Source organism: Streptomyces marinisediminis (assembly GCF_026262575.1).
In the GTDB taxonomy this organism is placed as follows: domain Bacteria; phylum Actinomycetota; class Actinomycetes; order Streptomycetales; family Streptomycetaceae; genus Streptomyces; species Streptomyces marinisediminis.
Window position 1 is genome coordinate 1 of record NZ_JAPKFL010000033.1, and the last position, 26,438, is coordinate 26,438.

13 protein-coding genes are annotated in these 26,438 nt (G+C 75.5%); 10 read left to right on the forward strand and 3 right to left on the reverse strand.

What is annotated here, in order from left to right:
* The 5 genes from OSB71_RS21615 to OSB71_RS21635 all read left to right on the forward strand — a co-directional run.
* On the forward strand, window positions 1-4,252 hold a 4,252-nt coding region (locus OSB71_RS21615; protein WP_265950462.1), incomplete at its 5' end, for a type I polyketide synthase.
* 39 nt (window positions 4,253-4,291) lie between these two features.
* Window positions 4,292-10,861 (forward strand): type I polyketide synthase, encoded by a 6,570-nt coding sequence (locus tag OSB71_RS21620; RefSeq protein WP_265950463.1) that lies wholly within the window; start codon window positions 4,292-4,294, stop codon window positions 10,859-10,861.
* Window positions 10,862-10,914: 53 nt separating this feature from the next.
* Entirely contained in the window at window positions 10,915-12,291 is a 1,377-nt protein-coding gene (locus tag OSB71_RS21625) for an NAD(P)/FAD-dependent oxidoreductase (protein WP_265950464.1), read from the forward strand.
* The gene (locus OSB71_RS21630; RefSeq protein WP_265950465.1) at window positions 12,288-13,157 is read left to right on the forward strand and encodes an NAD(P)H-binding protein; all 870 of its coding nucleotides are present in this window, start codon (window positions 12,288-12,290) and stop codon (window positions 13,155-13,157) included. The genes OSB71_RS21625 and OSB71_RS21630 overlap by 4 nt, the downstream gene beginning before the upstream one ends.
* A 321-nt stretch (window positions 13,158-13,478) precedes the next feature.
* Window positions 13,479-13,898, forward strand: a complete 420-nt coding sequence (locus OSB71_RS21635; RefSeq protein WP_265950466.1) for a YybH family protein — start codon at window positions 13,479-13,481, stop codon at window positions 13,896-13,898.
* A gap of 77 nt (window positions 13,899-13,975) precedes the next feature.
* Here the strand turns inward: OSB71_RS21635 and OSB71_RS21640 are convergent, their stop codons facing one another.
* Complete coding sequence (locus OSB71_RS21640; RefSeq protein WP_265950467.1) at window positions 13,976-14,977, reverse strand: GlxA family transcriptional regulator; 1,002 nt, start codon at window positions 14,975-14,977, stop codon at window positions 13,976-13,978.
* Window positions 14,978-15,120: 143 nt separating this feature from the next.
* Between OSB71_RS21640 and OSB71_RS21645 the strand changes: the two genes are divergently transcribed.
* From OSB71_RS21645 to OSB71_RS21655, 3 genes are all read left to right on the forward strand, one after another.
* Entirely contained in the window at window positions 15,121-16,014 is an 894-nt protein-coding gene (locus tag OSB71_RS21645) for an NAD(P)-dependent oxidoreductase (RefSeq protein ID WP_265950468.1), read from the forward strand.
* A 367-nt stretch (window positions 16,015-16,381) separates the two neighbouring features.
* On the forward strand, window positions 16,382-17,905 hold the full coding sequence (locus OSB71_RS21650; RefSeq protein WP_323055328.1) for a flavin monoamine oxidase family protein: 1,524 nt from the start codon (window positions 16,382-16,384) through the stop codon (window positions 17,903-17,905).
* Window positions 17,906-18,044: 139 nt separating this feature from the next.
* Window positions 18,045-19,229, forward strand: coding sequence for a cytochrome P450 (locus OSB71_RS21655; protein WP_265950469.1), 1,185 nt, complete (start codon window positions 18,045-18,047; stop codon window positions 19,227-19,229).
* On the opposite strand, the gene OSB71_RS21660 is transcribed toward OSB71_RS21655, so the two are convergent.
* Together OSB71_RS21660 and OSB71_RS21665 are read right to left on the reverse strand one after the other, a co-directional pair.
* Window positions 19,209-21,638 (reverse strand): ATP-binding protein, encoded by a 2,430-nt coding sequence (locus OSB71_RS21660; protein ID WP_265950470.1) that lies wholly within the window; start codon window positions 21,636-21,638, stop codon window positions 19,209-19,211. The two genes, OSB71_RS21655 and OSB71_RS21660, sit on opposite strands and share 21 nt — an antisense overlap.
* Window positions 21,639-22,131: 493 nt before the next feature.
* Window positions 22,132-22,905 carry a thioesterase II family protein gene (locus tag OSB71_RS21665; protein WP_265950471.1) on the reverse strand — a complete coding sequence of 258 codons (774 nt, stop codon included), beginning with the start codon at window positions 22,903-22,905 and terminating at the stop codon, window positions 22,132-22,134.
* 681 nt (window positions 22,906-23,586) lie between these two features.
* On the opposite strand from OSB71_RS21665, the gene OSB71_RS21670 reads away from it, so the two are divergent.
* The gene (locus tag OSB71_RS21670) at window positions 23,587-25,365 is read left to right on the forward strand and encodes a DEAD/DEAH box helicase (protein ID WP_265950472.1); all 1,779 of its coding nucleotides are present in this window, start codon (window positions 23,587-23,589) and stop codon (window positions 25,363-25,365) included.
* 353 nt (window positions 25,366-25,718) lie between these two features.
* Window positions 25,719-26,363 (forward strand): IclR family transcriptional regulator, encoded by a 645-nt coding sequence (locus tag OSB71_RS21675; protein ID WP_265950473.1) that lies wholly within the window; start codon window positions 25,719-25,721, stop codon window positions 26,361-26,363.
* Window positions 26,364-26,438 lie beyond the last annotated feature (75 nt).

Here is a 26,438-nt window from a genome sequence, read left to right on the forward strand (position 1 = left end):
CATGCGGCACGGCGTGCTGCCGCGCACCCTGCACGCCCAGGAGCCCACCCCCCACGTCGACTGGGACGGCTCCGCCCTGGCCCTGCTCACCGAGGCCCGCGACTGGCCCGAGACCACCCACCCCCGCATCGCCGCCGTCTCCTCCTTCGGATTCAGCGGCACCAACGCCCACGTCGTCATCGAACAGGCGCCCGCCGCACCCCCCGCGGAAGAACCGGACGAGCCGCCGGCGCCCCTGTGGCGGGGGCCGCTGCCGCTGGTGCTCTCCGGCAAGGGCGAGCGCGGGCTGGCCGCCCAGGCGCGCGGCCTCCTGGACCGCCTGACCGCCGGCGACGACCCGGTCCCCGACGTGGCGCACGCCCTGGCCACCACGCGCGCCGCGCTGGACCACCGGGCCGTGGTCGTCGGCGCGGACCTGCCCGCCCTGACCGACGGCCTGGCCGCCGTCGCCGAGGGGGCCACCGCGCCCGCCGTGGTCCGCGGCGTGCGGGCCCCGGAGTCCCGCGTCGCCTTCGTCTTCCCCGGGCAGGGCTCCCAGTGGGCCGGGATGGCCACCGACCTGCTCGACACCTCGCCGGTCTTCGCCGCCGCCATGGCCGACTGCGCCGCCGCCCTGGCGCCCGTCACCGACTGGGACCTGATCGAGACGCTGCGGTCCGGGCGACCGCTGGAGCGGGTGGACGTCGTCCAGCCCGCCCTGTGGGCCGTCATGGTGTCGCTGGCCGCCGTGTGGCGCGCCCACGGGGTGCGGCCGGCCGCCGTCATCGGCCACTCCCAGGGCGAGATCGCCGCGGCCTGCGTGGCCGGGGCGCTCTCCACGGCCGACGGCGCCCGCATCGTGGCCCTGCGCAGCCGGGCCATCGCCGAGGACCTGTCCGGACGCGGCGGCATGATGTCCGTCGCCCTGCCCGAGCCCCGCGTGCGCGAGCTGCTCGCCCCCTACGACGGCCGGGTGTCCGTCGCCGCCGTCAACGGCGCCGCCTCCGTGGTGCTCTCCGGCGACGCCGACGCCTTGGACGAGCTGCGCGAGACGGTCGTGGCCGACGGCGGGCGGGCCAAGCGGCTTCCGGTGGACTACGCCTCGCACGGCCCGCACGTGGAGTCCGTCCGCGAGCGGCTGCTCGCCGACCTGGCGGGCATCGAGGCCCGCCCCGCCGAGGTGCCGTTCTACTCCACCGTCACCGGCGCCCTGTTCGACACGACGGGGCTGGACGCCGCGTACTGGTACACCAACCTGCGGCAGAGCGTCCTGTTCGAGCCGACCACGCGCACCCTCATCCGCGACGGGTACGGCGTCTTCGTCGAGTGCAGCCCGCACCCGGTGCTGCTGCACAGCGTCGAGGAGACCGCCGACGCCGCGGGGACGGCGGCCACCTGCCTCGGCTCGCTGCGCCGCGACGACGGCGGGCCCGAACGCGTCCTGGCCTCGCTGGGTGAGGCGTTCGTGGCCGGCGTCCCGGTGGACTGGGCGTCCTTCTTCACCGGCGCCGGTACCCGCCCGGCCGAGCTGCCGACCTACCCGTTCCAGCGGGAGCGGTACTGGCTCGAACCCTCGGCGACCGCCGACGCGTTCGGCCCCGACCCCGCCGCCCACCCGCTGCTGGGCCCGGCGATCGCCGTGGCCGACGCCGACGAGGTGCTGTTCGACGGCCGCGCCACCGCGCGGACCCTGCCCTGGCTCGCCGGGCACACGCCGGCCGACGGCATGGTCCTGCCCGCCGCCGCGCTGGTCGACGCGGTGCTCCGGGCGGGCGGCGAGGTGGGCACCCCGGTCCTGGCCGAACTGGCCGTGGCCGCCCACCTCGCGGTGCCCGAAACCGGCGAGGCCCCCGTCCAGGTCCGGGTGGGCGCGCCGGACGAGGCGGGCGCGCGCCCGGTCACCGTGCACGCCAGGACGAGCCCCGACGCGGCCGAGTGGACCCAGGTGGCCACCGGCACGCTGCGCGGCGAGGACGGCGACGGCCCGGCCGGCGCCCCCGCGCCCGGAACCGGGGACGACGCCGGGGTCGTCGAGGTGCCGCTGGCCGAGGAGGCCGCGGCCGACGCCGGCCGGTACGCCCTGCACCCGGCGCTGCTCCAGGCCGCCCTGGAGGCGGACGCGCGGGCGGGAACCCCCGCCGCCCGCCGCCTGGCGGTCCGCTGGCGCGGGGTGCGGCTGCACCGGCCCGGCGGCACCGCGGCGCGCGCCCGGCTCGTCCCGGCGGGCGAGGACGCCGTCTCGGTGCTGCTGACGGACGCGTCCGGAGCCCCGGTCGCCTCCGTGGAGTCCGTCCGGCTCCGCGCCCCGCGGCCCGGCGACCTCCTGGGCGGACCCGGGCCGCTGGCCGCGCTGCACCACCTCGCCTGGACCGCCGCCCCCGTGCGGGACGCCGCCGGCGCCGCGTCCTGGGCGGTGCTGGGCCACGGCCCGGCGCGGGACGCGGACACCCCGCACTACGCCGACCTCGCCGCCGTCGGCCGGGCCGTGGAGTCCGGTGAGCCCGTGCCGGTCCTCGTCGTCCGGCCCGAGCCCGCCACCCACGCCGACGTCTTGGGCGGCGTCCACCACGCGACCGGCAGCGCGCTCTCCCTCCTGCGGGACTGGCTGGCCGACGAGCGGCTGGCCGACACCCGCCTGGTCTTCCTCACCCGGCACGGGGTCAGCGCGGCCGACGGGGAGGACCCACACCTCGACGCGGCCGCGCTGTGGGGCCTGGTCCGCTCCGCGCAGGTGGAGCACCCGGGCCGGATCGTGCTCCTGGACGCGGACACCGAGCACCCGCCCGCGGCGCTGCTCGCCGCCGTCCTGGCCGCCGACGAGCCGCAGGCCGCCGTCCGGGACGGGCGGGTGCTCGTCCCCCGGTTGCAGCGGGCCGCCGCCGCGCCGCAGGACGGCCCCGCGCCGCAGGGCGGCTCCACGCCGGAGGCCGGGCCCGCCCCGGTCTGGCGGCCGGAGGGCACCGTCCTGATCACCGGCGGGACGGGTGCGCTCGGGGCCGAGGTCGCCCGCCACCTCGTCACCGCCCACGGCGTCTCCCACCTCCTGCTGGCCGGCCGGCAGGGCGGGCGGGCGCCCGGCGCCGACCGGCTGCGCGAGGAACTGACCGCCCTGGGCGCGCGGGTGACCACCGCCGCCTGCGACGTCGCCGACCGCGACGCGCTCAAGCGGCTGCTGGCCGAGGTGCCGGCCGAGCACCCACTCACCGGCGTCGTCCACGCCGCGGGCGTGCTGGACAACGACCTGCTCACGGCGATGACGGCCGACCAGTTGGCGTCGGTGCTGCGGCCCAAGGCCGACGCCGCCTGGCACCTGCACGAGCTGACGCGCGAGGAGGACCTGTCGGCCTTCGTGCTCTTCTCCTCGGTCGTCGGCGTGTTCGGCGGGCCCGGCCAGGCCAACTACGCGGCCGCCGGGTCCTTCCTGGACGGCCTGGCGCACCACCGGCGCGCCCGGGGGCTGCCCGCGCACGCGCTGTCCTGGGGGCTGTGGGACGTGCCGGGCGGGATCAACGCGGGGCTGCACGAGGTCGACCGGGCCCGGTTCGCCCGGGACGGCTTCCTCCCGGTCGGCGTGGAGGCGGGACTGGAACTCCTCGACGCCGCCCTCACGGTGGACCGCCCCGCGCTGACCGCCACGCCGTTCGACCTGTCCGCGGTGCGGGCCGGGGACCGCGTCCCGCCGCTGCTGCGCGCCCTGGTCGCGCCGACCGGCCGCCCGGCGCGCGGCGAGGCCGCCGGGAGCACGCCGCTGCCCCGGCGGCTGGCCGGGCTGAGCGCCGAGGAGCAGCGGGAGGTGACGCTCGACCTGGTGCGCGGCGAGGTGGCCGCCGTGCTGGGCTTCCGCGACGTGGCCGCGGTCGAGGCGCGACGGGCCTTCCAGGAGCTGGGGTTCGACTCGCTCACGGCCGTGGAACTGCGCAACCGGCTGAGCGCGGCCGGCGGCGTCCGGCTGCCGGCGACGGCCGTGTTCGACCACCCGACCCCGGCGGCGCTGGCCGACTTCCTGCTGTCCAAGGTCGCCCCCGGCGGCGCGGCCGAGCAGACCTCCCCGGTACTCGCCGAGCTCGACCGGCTGGAGGAGGTCCTCTCGGGGGTCTCCGAGGACGACGGCGACCGCACCACCGTCACGGTGCGGCTCCAGACCATCCTGTCGCGCTGGATGGAGGCGTGGGGCACGCCCACCGAGGACACCGCCGAGACGTCGCTGGAGGCGGCGTCGACCGCGGAGCTCCTCGACTTCATCGACAACGAGCTCGGCCGAGCCAACAAGTGATGTCCGGCGCCGCTGTCACTAGGAGATGCGAGTCAGCACATGGCAGATGAGAAGAAACTGGCCGAATACCTGAAGTGGGTCACGGCCGACTTGCAGCAGGCCCGCCGGCGCATCGCGGAGCTGGAGTCCGGCCGCGGCGAGCCGATCGCCATCGTCGGCATGGCGTGCCGCTACCCCGGCGGGGTGGCGTCGGCCGACGACCTGTGGCGGCTGGTCACCGAGGGCCGCGACGGCATATCGACGTTCCCCACCGACCGCGGGTGGGACCTGGAGGGGCTGTACGACGCGGACCCGGACGCGCCGGGCACGTCGTACACCCGCGAGGGCGGCTTCCTGGACGGCGCGGCCGACTTCGACGCCGGGTTCTTCGGCATCTCCCCGCGCGAGGCCGCCGCGATGGACCCGCAGCAGCGGGTGCTGCTGGAGGCGGCCTGGGAGACCTTCGAGCACGCCGGCATCGACCCCACGTCCCTGCGCACGGCCGAGGTGGGCGTCTTCGTCGGCGCCGTGGACCAGACCTACCTCGGCCTGGACGGGCCCGCGGAGCTTGAGGGCTTCTTGATGACGGGCAAGCTCAGCAGCGTCGTCTCCGGCCGCGTCGCCTACTCGTTCGGCTTCGAGGGCCCGGCGGTCACGGTGGACACCGCGTGCTCCTCGTCGCTGGTCGCCCTGCACCTGGCGGCGCAGTCCGTGCGCAGCGGCGAGTCCGCCATGGCGCTCGCCGGCGGGGTGACGATCAGCGGCACGCCCGGGGGGTTCGTCGACTTCTCCCGGCAGCGCGGGCTGGCGCGGGACGGGCGGTGCAAGTCGTTCGCCGGCGCCGCCGACGGGACCAGTTGGTCGGAGGGCGTGGGCCTGCTGCTCGTGGAGCGGCTGTCCGACGCGGTGCGCCACGGCCACCAGGTGCTGGCGGTGCTGCGCGGCACGGCGATCAACCAGGACGGCGCCTCCAACGGGCTCACCGCGCCCAGCGGCCCCGCCCAGGAGCGCGTGATCCGGCAGGCGCTCGCCGAGGCCCGCCTCGACGCCTCCGACGTGGACGCGGTCGAGGCGCACGGCACCGGAACCCGGCTCGGCGACCCCATCGAGGCGCAGGCCCTGCTGGCCACCTACGGCGCGGCCCGCCCGGCCGGGCGTCCGCTGTGGCTGGGCTCGCTGAAGTCCAACATCGGCCACGCGGTCGCGGCGGCCGGCGTGGGCGGTGTGATCAAGATGGTGCAGGCCATCCGGCACGGCGTGCTGCCCAGAACGCTGCACGTGGACGAGCCGACGCCGCTGGTCGACTGGTCGGCGGGCGCGGTGGAGCTGCTCACCGAGCAGCGGGAGTGGCCGTCGACGGGGCGGCCGCGCCGGGCCGCGGTGTCCGCGTTCGGGGTGAGCGGCACCAACGCGCACGTCATCGTGGAGCAGGCCCCCGAGCGCCAGGACACCGACCAGCCGGCTCCCGAGCAGCGGTCCCCCGAACAGCGGGCCACCGTCCGGCGGGACGCCGAGGGGCGGGCCACCGCGGACGCCGGGTCCGCGCCGCCGGCGGTCGTGCCGTGGGTCCTGTCCGCCCGGACCGCCGACGCCCTGCGCCCCCAGGCCCAGCGGCTGCTCGCCCACGTCGAGGACCGTCCCGGCCTCGCCGTGCAGGACGTCGCCCACTCGCTGGCGACCACCCGGGCGGCGCTGGAGCACCGGGCCGTGGTGACCGGCACGGACCGCGACGCGCTCCTGGCCGCCCTGCGCTCGTTCGCGAACGGCGAGGCGGACGCCGCCACCACCTCGGAGGCCGTGCGCCCGGGCAAGCTGGGCTTCCTCTTCACGGGCCAGGGCAGCCAGCGCGCGGCCATGGGCCGGGAGCTGCGCGCCGCCTACCCCGTGTTCGCCGAGGCGTTCGACGAGGTGTGCGCCCAGCTCGACGCCCACCTGGACCGGCCCCTTCGGGACGTGATCGACTCCGGGGACCGGCTGGACGAGACCGGGTACGCCCAACCGGCGCTGTTCGCCTTCGAGGTCGCGCTGGCCCGGCTGGTCCAGTCCTGGGGCGTGCGCCCCGACTTCGTCGCCGGGCACTCGATCGGGGAGCTGGCCGCCGCCCACGTGGCGGGCGTCCTGACGCTCCCGGACGCGGCGGCCGTGGTCGCCGCCCGGGGCACGCTGATGCAGGCGCTGCCCGAGGGCGGCGCGATGGTCTCGCTCCAGGCCTCGGCCACCGAGGTGCGGCCCCTGCTCGCCCCCTACGCCGGACGCGTGGGCGTGGCCGCCGTCAACGGCCCGTCCGCCACGGTGGTCTCGGGCGACGAGGACGCGGTCGGGGAGATCGCCGCGGCCGTGCGGTCCTGGGGACGGGCGACCAAGCGGCTGACGGTCAGCCACGCCTTCCACTCCCCGCGGATGGAGCCGATGCTGGCCGAGTTCGCCCGCGTCGTGCGCGGTGTCACCCTGAGCCCGCCGCGCGTGCCCCTCGTCTCCACGGTGACCGGTCGCGTCGCCACCGAGGAGGAGGTGTGCTCCCCGGAGTACTGGGTCGACCAGGTGCGTCAGCCGGTCCGGTTCCTCGACGCGGTGCGCACCCTCGCCGCGCAGCACGTCACCACCCTGCTGGAAGTCGGCCCGGCCGGTGTGCTCTCCGCGCTGGTGGGGGACTGCGTCCCCCAGGAGGGGGCCGTCGTGCCGGTGCCCGCCGTGCGCTCCACGACCCCCGAGCCGCGCGCCGTCGTCTCCGCCGTGGGCCGGCTGTGGCAGGCCGGGGTGCCGGTCGACTGGCCGACCCTCACCGCCCCGGCGGCGCCGCGGCGGGTGGCCCTGCCCACCTACGCCTTCCAGCGGCAGCGGTACTGGGTCGAGGCGGCCGCCGCGCCGGCCGGGGGCGCCGGTGCCGGTGCGGTGGCCGACCACGCGCTGCTGGAGGCCGCGGTCGAGATCGCCGGACGCGACGAGACGGTGTTCACCGGGAGCCTGTCGGCGCGGTCCGCGCCCTGGCTCGCCGAGCACCACCTGTTCGGCGCGCCGGTGCTCCCCTCGGCCGCGCTCGTGGACCTGGTGCTGCGGGCGGGCGACGAGGTCGGCTGCACCCGCGTGGACGACCTCACCGTGAGCCGGACCGTCGCGGTGCCCGAGCGCGGGCCCCTGCGGCTCCAGCTCACCGTCGGCCCGCCGCAGGCGCACGGCAGGCGCTCCTTCACCGTGCACACCGCGGTCGGGGACGACCGGTCCGGGTGGACGGCCTGCGCGTCCGGCACGCTCAGCCCCGGCGGCCGGGCCCCCGCCTCCGCGCCCGGCCCGTGGCCGCCCGCGGACGCCGAGCCGGTCGAGCCGGCCGGTCCGCGCCCGGTGCCGGGCGGTTCCCCGGCCGGGCCGGACGGGCGCGCCACCGCGCTCTGGCGGCGCGGCGAGGAGCTGTTCGCCGAGGTCGGCCTGGCCGACGGCACCGCGGTCGACGGCTTCGGGCTGCACCCGGCGCTGCTGGCGGCCGCCGTGCGGGAGGCCGCGTCGGCCGCCGGGCTGCCGGGCGTCCCGGTGGGCTGGCACGGCGTCCGGCTGCACGCGGTCGGCGCGTCCGCCCTCCGCGCGCGGATCACCCCGGGCGCCGACGGCACGGTGCGGATGGACCTGGCCGACCCGGCCGGGCGGCCGGTCGCCTCCGTCGACTCGGTTGTCCTGCGCGCGGTCGGCGAGGAGGAGGTCGCCACGGCCCGCTCGCGCCCGCACGACGCGCTGTTCGACGTCGCCTGGCACCCCCTCGCCCCCACGCCCCGCGGCGGGCCCGCCCCGCGGTGGGCGGTGCTGGACACCGGCGCCGGGGACCTCGGCGCCCTGGGCGGCCGGAGGTTCGACGACGTCGAGGCGGCCCTGGAGTCGCCCCTGGCGTTCGAGGCGCTCCTCGCCCCGTTCGTGTTCTCCTCCGGCGGCGACGTGCCCGCCCGCGCGCGGGAGGCCACCCGGCGGGCCCTGCGCCTGGCGCAGTCGTGGCCGGCCGACGACCGGGCCGCCGACACCCCCCTGGTCGTGGTGACCCGGGGCGCGGTGTGCACCCGGGAGGCCGAGGGCGGCGCCGGCGGGCGCGACCTGGTGGCGGCTCCCGTCTGGGGCCTGATGCGCTCGGCGCAGTCGGAGATGCCGGGCCGGATCGTCCTGGTCGACCTGGACGACGACCCCGCCTCGGCGGCCGTGCTGCCGGACGTCATCGCCTCCGGCGAGCCGCAGGTCGCCGTCCGCGGCGGTGACGTGTTCGTGCCGCGCCTGGCCCGCGTCACCGCACCCGACGCACCCGACGCACCCGACGCGCCCGACGCGGAGGCGGCGGCCGGGGCGGCCGGCCCGTGGCGGCGCGGCGGCACCGTGCTGATCACCGGTGGCACCGGCGCGCTCGGCGCCCTGTTCGCCCGCCACCTGGTGCGCGCCCACGGCGTCTCCCACCTGCTCCTGGTCAGCCGGGGCGGCCCCGCCGCCCCGGAGGCCGAGGAGCTGGCCCAGGACCTGGCCGAACTCGGGGCCAAGGTGACGATCACCGCCTGCGACACCGCCGACCGCGACGCGCTCGCCGCGGTCCTGGCGGCCGTCCCCGACGACCACCCGCTCACCGCGGTGGTGCACACCGCGGGCGTGCTGGACGACGCAATGATCGGCGACCTCACCCCCGAACAGCTCGCGAAGGTGCTGCGCCCGAAGGTGGACGCGGCCTGGAACCTGCACGAGCTGACCCGCGGCCACGACCTGTCGGCGTTCGTGCTGTTCTCCTCCGTCGCCGGTGTCGTGGGCGGGCTCGGCCAGGGCAACTACGCGGCGGCCAACACGTTCCTGGACGCGCTCGCCCAGCACCGCGCCGACCTCGGCCTGCCCGCCACCTCGCTGGCCTGGGGCCTGTGGGACGCCGCGGGCGGCATGGGCGGGAGCCTGAGCGACGCCGACCTGGGGCGCATCGCCCGCACCGGCCTGCTGCCCGTCACCGGGGAGAGCGGCCCCCGGCTGCTGGACACCGCGCTGGAACTCGGCCGGGCGGCGGTGGTGGCCACGCCGCTGGACGTCGCCGCCCTGCGCGCGCGGGAGGGCGACACGCCGCTGGTCTTCGGCCACCTGACGCGGTCCCCGTCCCGGGGCTCGGTGCGGGAGGCCGACGCGGGGCCCCAGGCGCTCGCCCAGCGCCTGGAGGGGCTGCCCGAGGCCGAACAGCGCGAGGTGGTGGCCGACTTCGTCCGGGGCGAGGTCGCCCTGGTGCTCGGCCACGGAGCCCCGGAGACCATCGACACCGACCGCCTCTTCACCGAGCTCGGGTTCGACTCGCTCATCTCGGTGGAACTGCGCAACCGGCTCAGCGCCGCGACCGGGGTGCGGCTGCCGGCGTCCCTCGCGTTCGACCACCCCACCCCGGCCGCCCTGGCGAAGCACCTGAGCGCCGAACTGCTCCCGCCGGGCGGCGGGGCGCCCGCGCCGGAGGCGGCCCGCGCCGCGGTGGACTTCGCCGCGGAGGTGCACCTGCCCGACGACGTGCGGCCGGCCGCGGAGGTCAGCCACGTGGCCGCCGACCCCCGCGAGGTCCTGCTGACGGGCGCCACCGGCTTCCTCGGCGCCTTCCTGCTGCGCGACGTGATGCGCACGACGACCGCCCGGGTGCACTGCCTGGTGCGCGGCTCCGACGAGGCCGACGCGCGGCGCCGGCTGCGCGAGAGCCTCGAGTGGTACCAGGTGCTCCAGGAGGTCGACGAGGAGCGCGTCACCGTCCACGTCGGCGACCTCACCGCGCCGCGCCTGGGGCTGGCGGAGGCCGCCTTCGACGACCTGGCCCGGCGGGTGGACGTCGTCTACCACGCCGGGGCGACGGTGAGCTGGGTGCGGCCCTACACCGCGCTGCGCCCGGCCAACGTCGGCGGGACCCGGGAGGTGCTGCGGCTGGCCGCCCGGCACCGGAGCGTGCCGGTGCACTACGTCTCCACGACCGGCGTCTTCCCCGCCCCGGCCACCCCCGGCGTGCCCGTCGCGCCGACGGACCCGACCGGGCCGGCCGAGTCGCTGTGGAACGGCTACCTGCAGAGCAAGTGGGTGGCCGAGCAGGTCATCGAGCTGGCCCGGGACCGGGGCCTGCCGGTCTCGGTGTACCGGGTGGACGTGGTCTGCGGCGACCGGCGGACGGGGGCCTGCCAGACGCGGGACTTCGTCTGGCTGAGCCTGAAGGGGCTGCTCCAGGCGGGCGCGGTGCCCGACCGGCTCGCCGGGGTCTTCCACATGGTCCCGGTCGACTACGTCAGCGCGGCGATCGTGCACCTCGCGGCGCGGCGCGAGGCGGCGAACCGCACCTTCCACCTCTACAACGAGCAGACCCAGTCGTTCGCCGACTTCGTCGACCACCTCACCGCGTCCGGCTACCCGCTGCCCGAGCTGGCGTGGGACGCGTGGCGGGACCGGGTGCGCGCCGACCGCGACAACGCGCTCGCCCCGCTGCTGGACGCCTTCGAGGCGATCATGACCGGCGACGGGCGCGAGACGTACCCGCCGATGGACGTGTCGGACACCGAACGCGCCCTGGCGGGCAGCGGCATCGCGTGCCCGCCCGTCGACCGCGACCTCTTCGAGAGGTACGTCGACTTCTTCGTCCGGGCCGGCTACTTCCCGGCGACCGGTGCCTGAGCCGAACCGGGCCGCACCGCCGGCCCGTTCCACACCAAGGAGGAGCTACCACCGTGGGGATAGCTGATCACAACCGCGCCGTCGTGCTGGGCGCGAGCATGGCCGGGCTCCTGGCCGCGCGGGTCCTGGCGGACTCCTACACCGACGTGGTGCTGGTGGACCGCGACGACCTCACCGACCGCGCGGACGCCGACGGCCACGCGGCCTGGCGGCGCGGCGTGCCGCAGGGCCGGCACGTCCACGCCCTGCTCGCCCGCGGCCGCCACATCCTGGACGAGCTGTTCCCCGGCATGACCGAGGAGCTGATCGCCGCCGGGGCCCGCTCCGGCGACGTCACCGGCAACGTGCGCTGGGTCATGGACGGCCACCGCATGCCCAAGCCGCACTCGGACATGCTGCTGCTGTCGATGAGCAGGCCGCACGTGGAGCGGCACGTCCGCGACCGCGTCCGCGCGCTGCCGAACGTGCGGTTCCTGACCCGCCACGACGTCACGGGCCTGCTGACCGCCGAGGACGGCTCCGCGGTCACCGGCGTGACGGTGGTCGACGAGGGCACCGCGCGCCCGCTGCCGGCCGACCTGGTGGTGGACGCGACCGGGCGGCGCTCCCGCTCGCCGGGGTGGCTGAGGGAGCTGGGCTACGGCGAGGTGCGGGAGGACCGGCAGGCCATCAGCGTGGGGTACGCCACGCGGTACTACCGGCTGCGCCCGGAGCTGATGACCGACGAGGTCTCCATCGACGTCGTCGCCTCCGCGTCCCTGCCGCGCGGCGCGATCTGCGCGAAAATCGAGGGCGACCGGGTCGTGGTGACGGCGTACGGCTACCTCGGGGACTACCCGCCCACCGACCCGGAGGGCTTCCTCGCCTTCCTGAAGTCGCTGTCCGCCACGGACATCCACGACACCGTCCACGACCAGGAGCCGCTGGGCGACCCCGTCGCCTACCGCTTTCCGGCCAACCTGCGCCGCCGCTACGAGCTGATGCCCGCGCTGCCCGACGGGCTGCTCGTCCTCGGTGACGCGGTGTGCAGCTTCAACCCGGTCTACGGCCAGGGCATGACGGTGGCCGCGCTGGGCGCGACGGTGCTGCGGGACCACGCGGCGCGCCCCGGCGCACCCCGCCCCGGCGCGTTCTTCACCGACCTGGCCGCCCGCGCCGTGGACGACGTCTGGGCGATGACCACCGGCGCCGACCTCGCCTTCCCCGGTGTCGAGGGGGAGCGCACCGAGGAACTGCTGCGCGAGCAGGAGTACCTCGACCGGCTGCTGGCGGCGGCGGCGCACGACCACTCGCTGCTCATGGCCTACGCGCGGGTCGTCTTCCTGGTCGACCCGCCCGCCGCGCTCGCGGCACCGGAGGTCCAGGCGGCCGTCAGCGCGGCGTCCGGGGGCCGGACCGGGGACGTCACCCCCGAGGCGGCGGCCACATGAGCGGAGCACCCTTCCTGGTCCTGGGCGCCACGGGCAAGACCGGGCGGCGGGTGGCGCGTCGGCTCGCCGAGGGCGGTCGGGCGGTCCGGGCCGCCTCCCGCTCGGGCGAGCAGCGCTTCGACTGGTGGGACGAGGAGACGTGGGTGGCCGCCGTCGACGGGGTGGAGTCCGTCTACGTCGTCGACGAACAGGGGCCACAGGCGGCCTCCCTGCTGGCCGACTTCACGCGCCTGGCGGTGGGCCGGGGCGTGCGGCGCTTCGTCCTGCTCTCGGCCCGGACGCTGGAGCAGTGGACCCACGACACGTCGATGTTCGGCGCCGAGCGGGCGGTGCGCGAGTCGGGGGTGGGCTGGACGATCCTGCGGCCGTGCTGGTTCGCGCAGAACTTCACCGAGGAACCCCTGTTCAGCGACGAGGTGTCCCGGGGCCGCCTCGTGCTGCCGGACTGGGCGGGCCCCGAACCGTTCGTCGACGCCGACGACATCGCGGACGTCGCCGTGGCCGCACTGACCCAGGATGGCCACGAGGGGGAGGTCTACAGCCTCTCCGGCCCCCGGCTCATGACGTTCGGGGACTGCGTCCGGGAGATCGAGCAGGCGTCGGGGCGCGCGATCGAGCGGGTGCCGGCGACCCGCGAGGAGTACACCGCGCACCTCGTGCGGCGCGGCTACGCCCCGGACTTCGCCGACTTCGTGTACGAGATCCTCGACACCATCCGGGAGGGGCGCACGGCCTACCTCTCCGACGGCGTCCAGCGCGCACTGGGGCGCGAGCCGCGCGACTTCTCCCGCTACGTCGCCCAGACCGTGTGGTCGGCCCCGGCCGGGAGCGCCGGGGTGACGGGCCGGCCAGTGGACGCCCGGTGACGGGCGGTCGGCGCGGCCCGGTGACGGGTGGCCGGTGGACGCCCGGTGACGGGAGGTCCGCCGGCCGCGGCCGGGCTCTTCGCGCGGTAACCGGCGGCTCTCGGGCGCAGGTCGGCGGCGGTTACCCGGCGATTGCCCGGCCGCGGCCGGGTGGCCGCTAGCGTCAGACGGGCTGCGACGCGCCGCACGTCCCCTCGCCCGCCGACCACACCGACCCGGACGGACGACCCCCGGGGCACCCCGCCCGGGCGCCCCCACGGGCAGCCCCACGAACTTCCCGCACAGACAACGCACACGAACCCAGAAACGGAGTGGCTCACCATGGCCAGCGATGCGCACGGCACCACCTACCTGACCGGCGACCTCGACAAGCACCAGGAGGTGTTCGGGGAGGCGTTCAACTCCGGTGACGCGGAGGCGGTCAACTCCATGTACGCCGAGGACGCGGTCGGCGTGTGGGAGCCGGGCAAGCCCCTGACCGGCCAGGCCCGGCGGGACATGGTCACCGAGTTCATGTCCCGCGGCCCCAGCGTCGAGGCGAAGGTGCTGCAGTCGGTCGTCACCGGCGACACCGCGATGCTGATCGTCGAGTGGTCCATGGAGACCACCGGGGAGGACGGCAAGCCCGAGCACCTGGAAGGGACCGCCGTGGACGTGCTGCGGCGCGGCGAGGACGGGAACTGGCGCTACGTCATCGACAACCCCTACGGCGCCAGCGGCCCGCACACGGCGGACGAGTGACCGGCGGCGGCCGGCGCCCCGGGCGGAATCCCGGGACGCCGGCCGCACCGGCGCCCTCGGAGCGGGCGGCGGGCGCGTCAGACCCGGGCGCGCCGCGCCGGCACCGTCCCGAAGGCCTGCCGGTAGTCCGTGGGCGACACGCCGACGTGCAGGGTGAAGTGGCGGCGCAGGTTGGCCGCCGTGCCCAGGCCGCTGTGCTCGCCGATCTGCTCGATCGGCAGGTCGGTGGTCTCCAGGAGGGTCTGCGCGCGGGCCAGGCGCTGGTTGAGCAGCCACTTCAGGGGCGTCATCCCGGTGGCGGCGTGCAGGCGCCGGAAGAACGTCCGGGTGCTCATCCCGGCCCGCCGGGCCAGGACGTCCACGGTGAGCGGCTGGTCGAGGTGCCGGGCCGCCCAGTCCATCACCGGGCCGAGGCTGTCGTCGTCGGTGGTCGGGACCGAGAGGTCGACGAACTGCGCCTGGCCGCCGGGCCGGTGGCCGGAGACCACCATGCGCCGCGCGAGCTGGTTGGCCACGTGCGCCCCGAGGTCACGGCGGACCAGGTGCAGGCACAGGTCGAGGCCCGCGGACATCCCGGCGCTGGTGAGGACCCGGCCCTCGTCGATGTAGAGCACCGAGTCGTCGACCTCGACCCTGGGGTACCGCTTGGCCAGGTCCGCCGTGTGCATCCAGTGCGCGGTGGCCCGGCGGCCGTCCAGCAGGCCGGCCTCGGCCAGCGCGAACGCCCCGGTGCACAGGGAGGCGATCCGGGCTCCGGCGGCGGCCGCGGCACGCAGGGCGTCGATGAACTCGGGCGGCAGCCTCTCGCCCCGGGAGACGACCCCGTCCGGCACCGAGGGGACGATCACGGTGTCCGCGGTGACGAGGTGGTCCAGGCCGTGCCGGGTCCGTACGGAGAACCCCTGCACTCCGTCCGCGGAGGGCTGGGTCACCGAGCACAGCCGCAGGTCGTACCAGGGGTCGGCCAGATCCGGCTGCGGATCGCCGAACACCGCGTAGGCGATGGACGTCTCGTACACCTCGCAGGCCTGCATATCGGTGTCGTTGATTAACGCGAGAGCGACGGAGCCAGGTCTCATAAACCTGAGTCTACGGCAGGAATTTTGCGACATCGGTCAGTTCTGCCACTGTCCGGCCAACCCGCGGCGGTGCGAAGGTCAGATGAACAGGTCGGCCATCGCCCCGATGCGGACCAGAGGAAAACGGAAACGGGAGTAAGTTCATGTCGAACACCAATGCAGCACAAGCACCGGTGACGGTTCTCGGACTGGGGCTGATGGGTCAGGCGCTGGCCGCCGCTCTGGTCAAGGCCGGCCACCCCACCACGGTGTGGAACCGGACGGCCAAGAAGGCCGACGACCTGGTCGCGCAGGGCGCCACGCTGGCCGGTTCGGTGAAGGAGGCCGTCGAGGCGAGCCCGCTGGTCATCGTCTGCGTCTCGGACTACACCGCGGTGCACGAGCTGCTCGACCCGCTGGAGGGCGCCCTCGAGGGCCGCGTCCTGGTGAACCTGACGACGGGCACCTCCACGCAGGCCCGCGACACGGCCGAGTGGGCCGCGCAGCGCCAGGTCTCCTACCTCGACGGCGCCATCATGGCCATCCCGCCGGCCATCGCGACGGACGCCGCCGTCATGCTCTACAGCGGCCCGAAGGAGTCCTTCGAGGCGCACGAGTCCACGCTGAAGTGCCTGGGCCCGGTGGGCACCATCTACCTCGACACCGACCACGGCCTGTCGGCGCTCTACGACATGTCGCTGCTGGGCATCATGTGGGGCATCCTCAACGGCTTCCTGCACGGCGCCGCGCTGCTGGGCACCGCGAAGGTGAAGGCCACGACCTTCGCCCCGCTGGCCAACACGATGATCAACGTGGTGACCGAGTACGTGTCCACCTACGCGCCGCAGGTCGACGAGGGCACCTACCCCGCGGGCGACGCCACCATGACCGTCCACCAGGAGGCCATGGAGCACCTCGCCGAGGAGAGCGAGACCCTCGGCATCAACGCCGAACTGCCCCGCTTCCTCAAGGCCATGGCCGACCGCGCGGTGGCCGACGGCCACGCCGGGAGCGGCTACGCGGCGATGATCGAGCAGTTCCGCAAGCCCTCCGCCTGACGCGGAGCGGCACCGCACCGCAGTTCCCGCCGGGGTACGGCCGTGAGGCCGTGCCCCGGCGGCCGTGTGCGGGACCGGCGTGCCCGGTCCCGCGCTTCCGCCTGCCCGCGTACGAGCGGGAACAGGAGTCTCACAATTCTCTCCCCGCCCGGGCTCCGCGCGATCACCGGAACGCTGCCGAGGCGCCCGCGAGCGGAATTACCCGCAGGTGACCGGAAATCGACGGTGCTCGGCTACGTTGAGCCCGCGCTTTCCGGACATGGCACCGCGGCCCCGTCGGCCGGGTGGCCCCCCGCTGCCCTTTGAGGGCCCCCCGGAAGCAAAGGGAGTTCCTGGCCATCGTGCTGGCGACACATCAAGGAGAATCGTGAGAACCACCACTGACCGCGGCCCGATATCAGCGACCGCGAGCGCGGCTTCCGGCCATGGCGAAGCCGCTTCGCACCCCGCCCGGCGCACCCTGTTCAAGGCGGCCGGTGCCGCCACCCTCGCCACCGCGGGCCTCACCGTCGCGCAGCGTCCGGCGGCGGCGGCCGAGGAGACCCGCCACGACGTGATCGTCGTCGGCGCCGGCCTCGCCGGGGTGACGGCCGCACGCGAACTGCGGGCCAAGGGCAAGCGGGTGCTGCTGCTGGAGGCGCGGGACCGCATCGGCGGCCGGACGTGGACGGACACCTGGCAGGGGCAGCAGATCGAACGGGGCGGCACCTGGGTCGACCCGACGCAGCCGCACGTGTGGCGCGAACTGAGCCGCTACAACATCCCGATCGTGGCCGACTCCGGCGTCGACCGCGCCATCCTCCCGACCCTGACCGGCTTCCAGGAGTACGACCCGGTCGAGGCGTACGAGCGCCAGAAGGAGCTCTTCACCCCGTTCTTCGACGGCTCGCGGGAGTACTTCCCCCGCCCCTACGAGCCCTTCGCCCGCGAGGACCTGATCCGGCGGCTGGACCGGTTCTCCCTGCGCGACCGGCTCGACCAGCTCAACTACGCGCCCGAGGACGAGATCCGGCTCACCAGCACCACCTCGCTCTACGGCGGCTCCAGCGAGCGCGGCGCCATGACGCACCTCGCCCAGTGGTGGGCCCTGGCGGGCTGGAACTTCGAGGGCTTCCACGGCGTGAACACCTTCCGCCCCCAGCCGGGCACGATCGCCCTGGTGCGCGCCATCCTCGACGACGCCGACGCCGACGTGCGCCTGAACTCCCCGGTGGCCTCGGTCACCCAGCGCGGCCGCCTGGTGCGCGTCACCACCCGGGCCGGCCGGCACCACCTGGCCCCCGAGGTCGTCATGGCCGTGCCGGTCAACGTCTGGCGCACCATCGAGTTCGACCCGCCGCTGCCCGTCGCCCACCGGGTCGCCTCCCGGCAGGGCTTCGGCGTGCCGCACGAGAAGAAGCTGTGGCTGGACCTCGCCAACCCCGACGACCGCTTCGTCGCCGAGGCGCCCGAGGGCTACCCGATCTGCATCATGGGCCGGTTCAACGAGGGCGCCCTCACCGTCGCCTTCAGCGTGAAGGACACCTTCGACGTCTCCGACCGCGCCCAGGTCGAGTCCGCCGTGCGCGACATCATCCCGGACGCCAGGCTGGCCGGGTACACCGCCACCGACTGGCACGCCGACGAGTTCGCGCTCGGCGTCGGGGTGTTCCGGCAGCCGTTCCAGCTCATCAGGCTGCACCGTGACATCCAGCAGCCGCACGGCAACGTCAAGTTCGCCACCGCGGACATCGCCGACGGCTGGAGCGGCTACATCGACGGCGCGATCGAGTCCGGGCTGCGCGTCGCCGGGTCTCCCACGCTCTCCCAGGCCCAGGCCATGTCCATGGCCAGCGCCGCCGCCCTGCCCCGGGTGGACCGCGGGTCCTACCGCTCCCTCTGGGCGTTCTGACCCGCCCCGGACCCGATCCCGAAGGCCCGGCGGGCCCGGCGGCACCCCTGCGGAACGCCGCCGGGGCCGCCGGGCCCCGGACCGCCGGAGGGCGGCGGCCCCCCAGACGTCCACACGACGAAGGCGAGGACTGAAGAACATGACCGTGACCCTGGACACGACCGCGAAGGACCCGGCCGAGGAGCTGTTCGCCTGGTTCCGCACCAAACTCGACACCGAGCCGGTGTACCGCGACGAGAACGGCTGGCAGGTCTTCGGCCACGCCGACATCGCCCGCATCCTGGCCGACACCACCACCTTCTCCTCCGACACCGCCCGGGCCTTCAACCCGCCGCAGCCCGACCTCGACTTCTTCGACATGGGCAACCTGGTCACCACCGACCCGCCGCGGCACCGGCAGTTGCGCTCGCTCATCAGCTCCGGGTTCACCCCCCGCGCGGTGGCCGGGCTGACGCCCCGGATCGAGCGGATCACCCACGCGCTGCTCGACGCCGTGGACGGCGCCGACCGGTTCGACCTGATCGACTCCGTCGCCTACGCCCTGCCGATCACCGTGATCTGCGAACTGCTCGGGCTGCCGATGGAGGACGAGCCGCTCTTCCGGGTCTGGGGCGAGGCCCTGGGCACCGTGGACGCGGCCACCGTCCCCCCTCAGCAGATGGCCGACGAGGTCGTCCCGGCCGTGCGGGAGATGAACGCGTACCTGATGGAGCAGGTGCGCCGGCGCCGCAGGCAGCCGACGGACGACGTGATCAGCAAGCTGGCCAACGCCGAGGTCGACGGCAAGCGGCTGGCGGACGGCGAGATCGTCGGCGTGACGGGGCTGACGATGTTCGCCGGCCACGCCACCACCCTGGCCCTCGTCGCCAACGCGGTGCTCCTCTTCGACCGCCACCCGGAGGCGGGCGCCGCCGTGCGCGCCGACCGCGACCTCCTGCCGGGCGCCGTCGAGGAGGTCCTGCGCCTGCGCCCGCCGTTCCCCCGGCTGGCCCGCGTCACCACGACCGACACCGAGCTCGGCGGCCACCGGATCGCCGCCGGGGAGCTCGTGACGCCCTGGATCGGCGCCGCCAACCGGGACGCCACCCGCTTCCCCGACCCCGACCGGTTCGACATCCGCCGCGACACCGGCGGCCACCTGGTCTTCGGCCAGGGCATCCACTTCTGCCTCGGCGCGCCGCTGGCCCGGCTGGAGGGCCGGATCGCGCTGGGCATCCTGATGGACCGCTACAGGGACATCGCGGTGGACGAGAGCGGGACGGTGGAGTTCGAGAACCCCTGGCAGTTGCTCTCCCCGAAGCGGCTACCGATACGAGTGGCCTGACGGCAGCGGGGTGCAGGAGTCCGGCGCAGCGGCCTGCCAGCCGCTGACGCCGGTGCACCTGTCGTAGCGCAGCGAGGCCGAGCCGGAGGCCAGTATCCGCCGCAGGTTGTGGCGCCGGGCGTCGCGTTCCTTGCCCACGCTCTCCAGCAGCGCGCCCAGCACCCCGCTGTCGGAGTTCTTCACCCCGTTCTCCGTGGTGGACGTCAGGAACTCCAGGAGCCGGTCGATCGCCGCGTCGGAGATCGGCTCCAGGGTGAGGGTGAGCCCGTGGGCGCAGCCGCAGCCCCACCCCGGGCGCCGGGTGAGCAGCTCCGGCCGCCCGGTGGCGACCACGTACAGCGGCAGTCTGCCCAGCGTCGCCGGCAGGTTCTCGACGAAGTCCAGGAGCAGTTCGTCTGCCCACTGCAGGTCTTCGAAGATCACCACCAGCGGGGCGCTCGCCGCGATCGCCCCCAGCAGTTGCCGCGACGCGTCGACGACCTCGGCCGGGGCGGGCTGCGGCGCGCACGGCTCGACCAGCGGCAGCAGGCACCGCAGCACCCCGTTGCGGGTCTCCTCCGAGGCGATCAGGCGGTGGACGGTGCCGGTGAGCTTGGCCCGCAGCGTCTCGACCGAGTCGCCCTGGGACATCCCGCAGCAGGAGAACAGCAGGTCGTGCAGCGCCTCCAGCGGGTGGGCGCCGCCGTGGGGCTGGACGCGCGCCAACAGCACCCGCACCACGTCCGGGTTGGCCGCGATGCGGCGCTCGAACTCCATGACGAACCGCGTCTTGCCGATGCCCGGCTCCCCGAGTACGGTCACCAGATGCGGCGCCGACTGGTGGCGTGTCCGCTGGAGCAGGCAGCGCAGCACGTCGAGATCGTACTCGCGGTCGATCACGGGCAGCGCGTGGAGCGCGGTGTACTCCTGGCGCAGCCCCCCGACCTTCCACCCGGACGACGGGTCGCCGTTGTGGTAGGTGATCGCGAAGCTGGTGGAGCGGCGGGTCCTGTCGCAGACCCGGATCTCGCCGGCGGAGGTCCGGGAGAGCAGGGTGTGGCACTCGTCCAGCAGCGCGCCGTTGACCGACGGTGAGGCGCCGCCGTGCCCGGGCTGGTACCGCACGACCGCCTCGCCCGTGGCCACCGCGACCTGGACGGAGACCCCGGACACCCCGGAGGCGCAGGGCCCGGGCGAGAGGGCGGTGCCCTGCCCCGCGCTGAGCCGGTCCCGCACCGCGAGCGCCAGGTGGACCCCGCGCTCCGCGTCGTCCTCGGCGGTCTCCGGGACGCCGAACAGCGCCAGCCAGACGGGCCCGATCGACGCCGTGACCGTGCCGCCGAGGCACTCGGCCTCCTCCCGGATGACGGCCGCCGCCCGCTCGACCTTCTCGTCGATCCGCGCCGGATCGTCCTCGCCGAGATCCGGGCTGAGCTGGACCCGGGCGATCAGGACGCTGACCTCCCGCCGCTCGGTCACCATGGTCCGCGGCGGCGCGGCGGCCGGTGGCCCGCCCGTCCCCTCACGCGGCGCGGCGCGCGCGGCCCGGCGCTCGGGCGAGCGCTCCGCGACCAGGAGCGAGCGCGCCGACCGCGCCCGGACGGGTTCGGGCGCCGCCTCCGCCGGGCTCGTGCTGGGGCCGGCCGTGCGCACCTCGACCTGCTCGCGGACGCGGGTGGGCAGCAGCGCCGGGTCGTGGGTGAGCACCGCCTGCTGCATCGCCCGCAGCTCCCGGCCGGGCTCCAGGCCCAGCCGGTCCACCATCACGGCCCGCGCGCCGGCGTAGACGTCCAGCGCCTCGGACTGCCGCCCGGACCGGTACAGCGCCAGCATGAGCTGGCCGAGCAGCCGCTCCCGCAGCGGCTCGGTGGCGACCGTCTTCTCCAGATCGGCGAGCACCCGGTGGTGGTGGCCGCACGCGAGCTCGGCCTCGTAGTAGTCCTCCAGGGCGTTCAGCCGGGCGTTCTGGACGGCCGTCAGCTCCGGCCAGTCGATGCCCGTCTCCACCAGATCCGCCAGCACCGGCCCGCGCCACAGGGCCAGCGCGTCCCGCAGCAGGCCCGCCGACGCCTCCGGCGTGCCCATCGCCAGCTCCGCGTGCCCCTGGTCCGCCAGCCGGCGGAAGGCGTGCAAATCGATCTCGTCGGGCTCGACGCAGAGCATGTAACCGGGCGCCTGGCTCAGCAGCGCCATCGAGCCCGACCCGCCACCGCTCAGGGGCAGCGCCCTGCGCAGCCGCCACACGGAGTTCTGCAGGATCTTGCGCGCGGACTGCGGGGCCCTGCCCGCCGGCCATAAGGCCTCGATGAGCCGGCTGCTGGCCACGACCTGGTTCGCGTGGAGCAGCAGGAAGCCCAGTGTGGCGCGCTGCCGCGCTCCTCCGAGTCTGACCGACTGGCCGCTGTCCGCGACCTCGAGCGGGCCCAGCATGCGAAACCGCATTTCACTTCCCCCCGTTGACAAGACGTCAGCCCATCGTGCCGGTGCTGACCGGATGTCTTCCGACACCGTCGCCCCGGCGCTGTCTCAGCGTCAACGCACGGCGATCCCAGATCACGTTCCCCACCTTCGCCACGTCATCTACGCGTCAGTTCCCACAGTCGACGAGGTCGTGGACGGCTCGAATCGGACAACGCCGAAGACGCCCGCGCCGTTCCGGGTGGACATACTCCGGCCACCGGACAGGCGCACTTCAGCGCGGTGTTCTTCCAGCGCGGTGTTCTCCAGCGCGGTGTTCTCCAGCGCGGTGTTCCTCCAACGCGGTGTTCTTCCGACATTGTGGATGCGGTGACAGCTTACCCACCGGGCTCCGCCGAAGCCGAGGCCGCGTGGGACCGAAGCGTGGCCGGAACACGACCGTCGGGCGGTCGGCGGCGGGGGAGGTACACCCTCGCCCACGGGGCCGGCCACCGGCGAGATCCGGTCAGTGGCTGCCCACCGGGAGCCTGCCGCGGACGAGGTCGGCCACCTCCTCCACCCGCTCGTGGAGGAAGAAGTGACCGCCCTCGAACACGCGCAGCTCGAAGCCGCCCGCGGTGTGCTCGCGCCACGCCTCGACCTCGGCCACCGGCGCCTCGGCGTCCCGGTCGCCCGCGCAGGCCAGCACGGGGCAGGCCAGCGGGCGGCCTTGGGTGGGCCGGTAGGCGGCCAGTGCCCGGTAGTCCCCGCGCAGCGCGGGCAGCACCATCTCCAGCAGCTCCGGGTCCGCCAGGGCGGCGGCCTCCGTCCCGCCGAGCGCGCGCAGCCGGGCGACGAGGGCCGCGTCGTCCTCGATCCAGTCCCAGCTCGGCTCCGGGACGCTCGGCGCGCGGCGGGCGGTGAGGACCAGCGAGTGCGGCCCCCTTCCGGGCTCGTCGGCGAGCCGCACGGCCACCTCGTAGGCCAGGGACGCCCCCATGCTGTGCCCGAGCAGCACCCGGGGCCGGCCGCCGGAGCGGCGCAGTGCCTCGGCGACGCCGTCGGCCAGCACGTGCAGGTCCGCCACGGGCGGCTCGCGGTAGCGGTCGTGGCGGCCCGGGTACTGCACCGCCAGGACGTCGGCGTCGCCCGCCAGCGCGGCGGACAGGGTGCGCCAGGTGGCGGCCGAGCCGCCCGCGTGCGGAAAGCAGACCAGTTCGCAGTCCGCCTCCGCACCGGCGTCCGCGTGGAAGCGCCGGAACCAGACGCCGTGCTCACCGTCGCGTGCGTCGCGCGCCATGATCACCACCCCCGAGGACGGTGTCGCGCCGTGCCGAGCATGTCGTAACCCATGAGAGCCTCACGAAGAGTGGGAACACCGTGCACACCTGTCTGTGGATCACTGTCGAATTCCGCGGGGTGTTCGTGCAATGAAAGGCCGGGTATGCGGAGCCAATTGGCCGAAAGTGGTGCTCGGCAAGGCCGAAAGGAAGTGCGAGACGCCGCTCCGGCGGCGCTTTTCGGCCGCCCCGGCGGCGGTGGACACCGACCCGGTGGCCACGCTGAGTGACGGCCGCTCGTGGCGGGGCCCGGTGGTGGGCCGCGCCCCGGGAGCCCGCCGTGCGCGGCGGGCTCCGCCCCGCCGGTGCCGCGTTCGACGCCGCGCCGTGCGGACGGTGCTCCCCCGGGCGGCCGTCGGCCGGGCCCGCTCGCGGCCGAGGGCGGCCCCCACCGAGGGCGGACGGCGCCGAGCGGGTCCGGCCGCGCCCCGGGGCGCGGGGTGACGCGGGCGCGGGCGCGGGCGGGGCGGGCCCGCGCGACGACGCCGGCACGGCCGGGCCGGGGCGCCACGCGGCGCGCACGGGCCCGCACCGGGCGGCGCGGGCCGGGTCCGGCCGGAGGTGCGAGGGCGCGCGGCGTCCCGGCGGCCGGAGCGGCTACGCTGGCGCGGTTGTCCGACGCCGACCGCTGACCGGATGCTGTGACTACCACCACTCACCTCTCCCCGGCCTTCCCCGGCCGCGCCCCCTGGGGCACCGCCGGCAAGCTGCGCGCCTGGCAGCAGGCCGCGATGGACCGCTACCTGGAGGCCCAGCCGCGCGACTTCCTCGCCGTCGCGACCCCGGGTGCCGGGAAGACGACGTTCGCGCTCACCCTGGCCTCCTGGCTGCTGCACCACCACGTCGTGCAGCAGGTCACCGTCGTCGCGCCCACCGAGCACCTGAAGAAGCAGTGGGCCGAGGCCGCCGCGCGGGTGGGCATCAAGCTGGACCCGGACTACAGCGCGGGCCCGGTGGGCCGGGAGTACCACGGGGTCGCGGTGACGTACGCGGGCGTGGGCGTGCGGCCCATGCTGCACCGCAACCGGTGCGAGCAGCGCAAGACGCTGGTCATCCTGGACGAGATCCACCACGCGGGCGACAGCAAGTCCTGGGGCGAGGCCTGCTCCGAGGCGTTCGAGCCCGCGACGCGGCGCCTGGCGCTCACCGGCACGCCCTTCCGCTCGGACACCAACCCGATCCCCTTCGTGGAGTACGCCGAGGACAACGCGGGCGTCCGCCGCTCGGTGGCCGACTACACTTACGGCTACGGGAACGCGCTGGGCGACGGCGTCGTGCGGCCGGTCATCTTCCTCTCCTACAGCGGCAACATGCGCTGGCGCACCAAGGCCGGGGACGAGATCGCCGCCCGGCTCGGCGAGCCGATGACCAAGGACGCCGTCTCCCAGGCGTGGCGCACCGCGCTCGACCCGCGCGGCGCGTGGATGCCCAGCGTGCTCGGCGCCGCCGACCGCCGGCTGACGGAGGTGCGCAAGGCGATCCCGGACGCGGGCGGCCTCGTCATCGCCACCGACCAGGACTCCGCCCGCGCCTACGCCAAGCTGATCCGCGAGATCACCGGCCACGCGGCCACGCTGGTGCTCTCGGACGACGCCGGGGCCTCCCAGCGCATCGAGGACTTCAGCGGCTCCGACGACCGCTGGATGGTCGCGGTGCGCATGGTCTCCGAGGGCGTGGACGTGCCGCGCCTGGCCGTCGGGGTGTACGCGACGACGATCTCCACCCCGCTGTTCTTCGCCCAGGCCGTCGGCCGGTTCGTGCGCTCGCGGCGGCGCGGTGAGACGGCGTCGGTCTTCCTGCCCACCATCCCGATGCTGCTCGGCTTCGCGCACGAGATGGAGGTCGAGCGCGACCACGTGCTGGACAAGCCGAAGAAGGGCGGTGAGGAGGACCCGTACGCCGAGGAGGCCGAGCTGCTCAAGGAGGCCGAGCGGGAGCAGGACGAGGACACCGGCGAGCAGGACCAGCTCCCCTTCGAGGCGCTGGAGTCGGACGCCGTCTTCGACCGGGTGATGTACGACGGCGCCGAGTTCGGCATGCAGGCCCACCCCGGCAGCGAGGAGGAGCAGGACTACCTCGGCATCCCCGGCCTGCTGGAGCCCGACCAGGTGCAGCTCCTGCTCCAGAAGCGGCAGGCGCGGCAGATCGCGCACAGCCGCCGCCGTCCGGACGAGGAGGCGGACCTGCCGGAGATCCCGGCCGAGCGGCGCCCGGTGGTCTCCCACAAGGAGATGCTGGAGATGCGCAAGCAGCTCAACTCCCTCGTCGGCGCCTACGCGCACCAGAGCGGCAAGCCGCACGGCGTCATCCACACCGAGCTGCGCCGCCTGTGCGGCGGGCCGCCCACCGCCGAGGCGACGGCGGGCCAGCTCCAGCAGCGCATCGCGAAGGTGCGCGAGTGGGCCACGCGCATGCGCTGACCGGTGCCGGGCGCGGAGCGCCACCCGGCCGGGGCGGCCCGGCGGGCCCGGCGCGAACGCCACCGGACCGGGAGCCGCCCGGAGTCGAAGCCTTTCGGACACCCACCGCACAAACGGGGCCAGATTCGGCACCCTTGTGACCGGATTCTGGACGGAGTCTTCCGGAGAGCGGATCGGGTCGCTAGGTTTCGGACACGCACACGCCCCGTGGCAGCGTCGCCTCGGAGCGCAGCCGGTGCGGCCCTGCCAGCGCAGCCGGTGGCCTCCCCTCATCGCCGTCCACGGGACCTGGGCGGCGGTACACGGCACACCCGTGTGGTCGGTCGCCGGCTCTCACCCGAAAGGGGGGCGTCGTGACCGCGGAGACCTCTCAGACGCTCGACAGAGGCCTTAGGGTCCTCAAACTCCTCGCCGACACCGACCACGGTCTGACCGTCACCGAGCTGTCCCACCGGCTCGGCGTCAACCGCACGGTCATCTACCGGCTGCTCGCCACGCTGGAGCAGCACTCCCTCGTACGCCGCGACCTCGGCGGCCGGGCCCGCGTCGGGCTCGGCGTCCTCGGGCTCGGCCGCCAGGTGCACCCCCTGGTGCGCGAAGCCGCCCTCCCGGCCCTGCGCGCGCTGGCCGAGGAGGTCGGCGCCACCGCGCACCTGACCCTCGTCGACGGGGCGGACGCGCTCGCCGTCGCCGTGGTCGAACCGAGCTGGACGGACTACCACGTGGCCTACCGCCCCGGCTTCCGCCACCCGCTGGACCGGGGCGCCGCCGGCCGCGCCATCCTCGCCGGCCGCCACCCGGAGCCGGAGCTGACCGACGGCTGCGTCCTGACCCACGGCGAGCTGGAGGCCGGAGCCAGCGGTGCGGCGGCGCCGCTGCTCGGCGTGGCGGGCATCGAGGGCAGCGTCGGCGTCGTGATGCTCTCCGACTCCGTGCCGGAGAAGGTGGGCGACCGGGTGGTCAGCGCCGCGCGGGAGGTGGCCGACGCCCTGCGCTGACCCCCGCGCGCCGGAGCCCCGGGGCGGTCGCGCCGGGACCGGTGCGCGCGCCGCGGCCGGGCGCGCCGCGCTCCG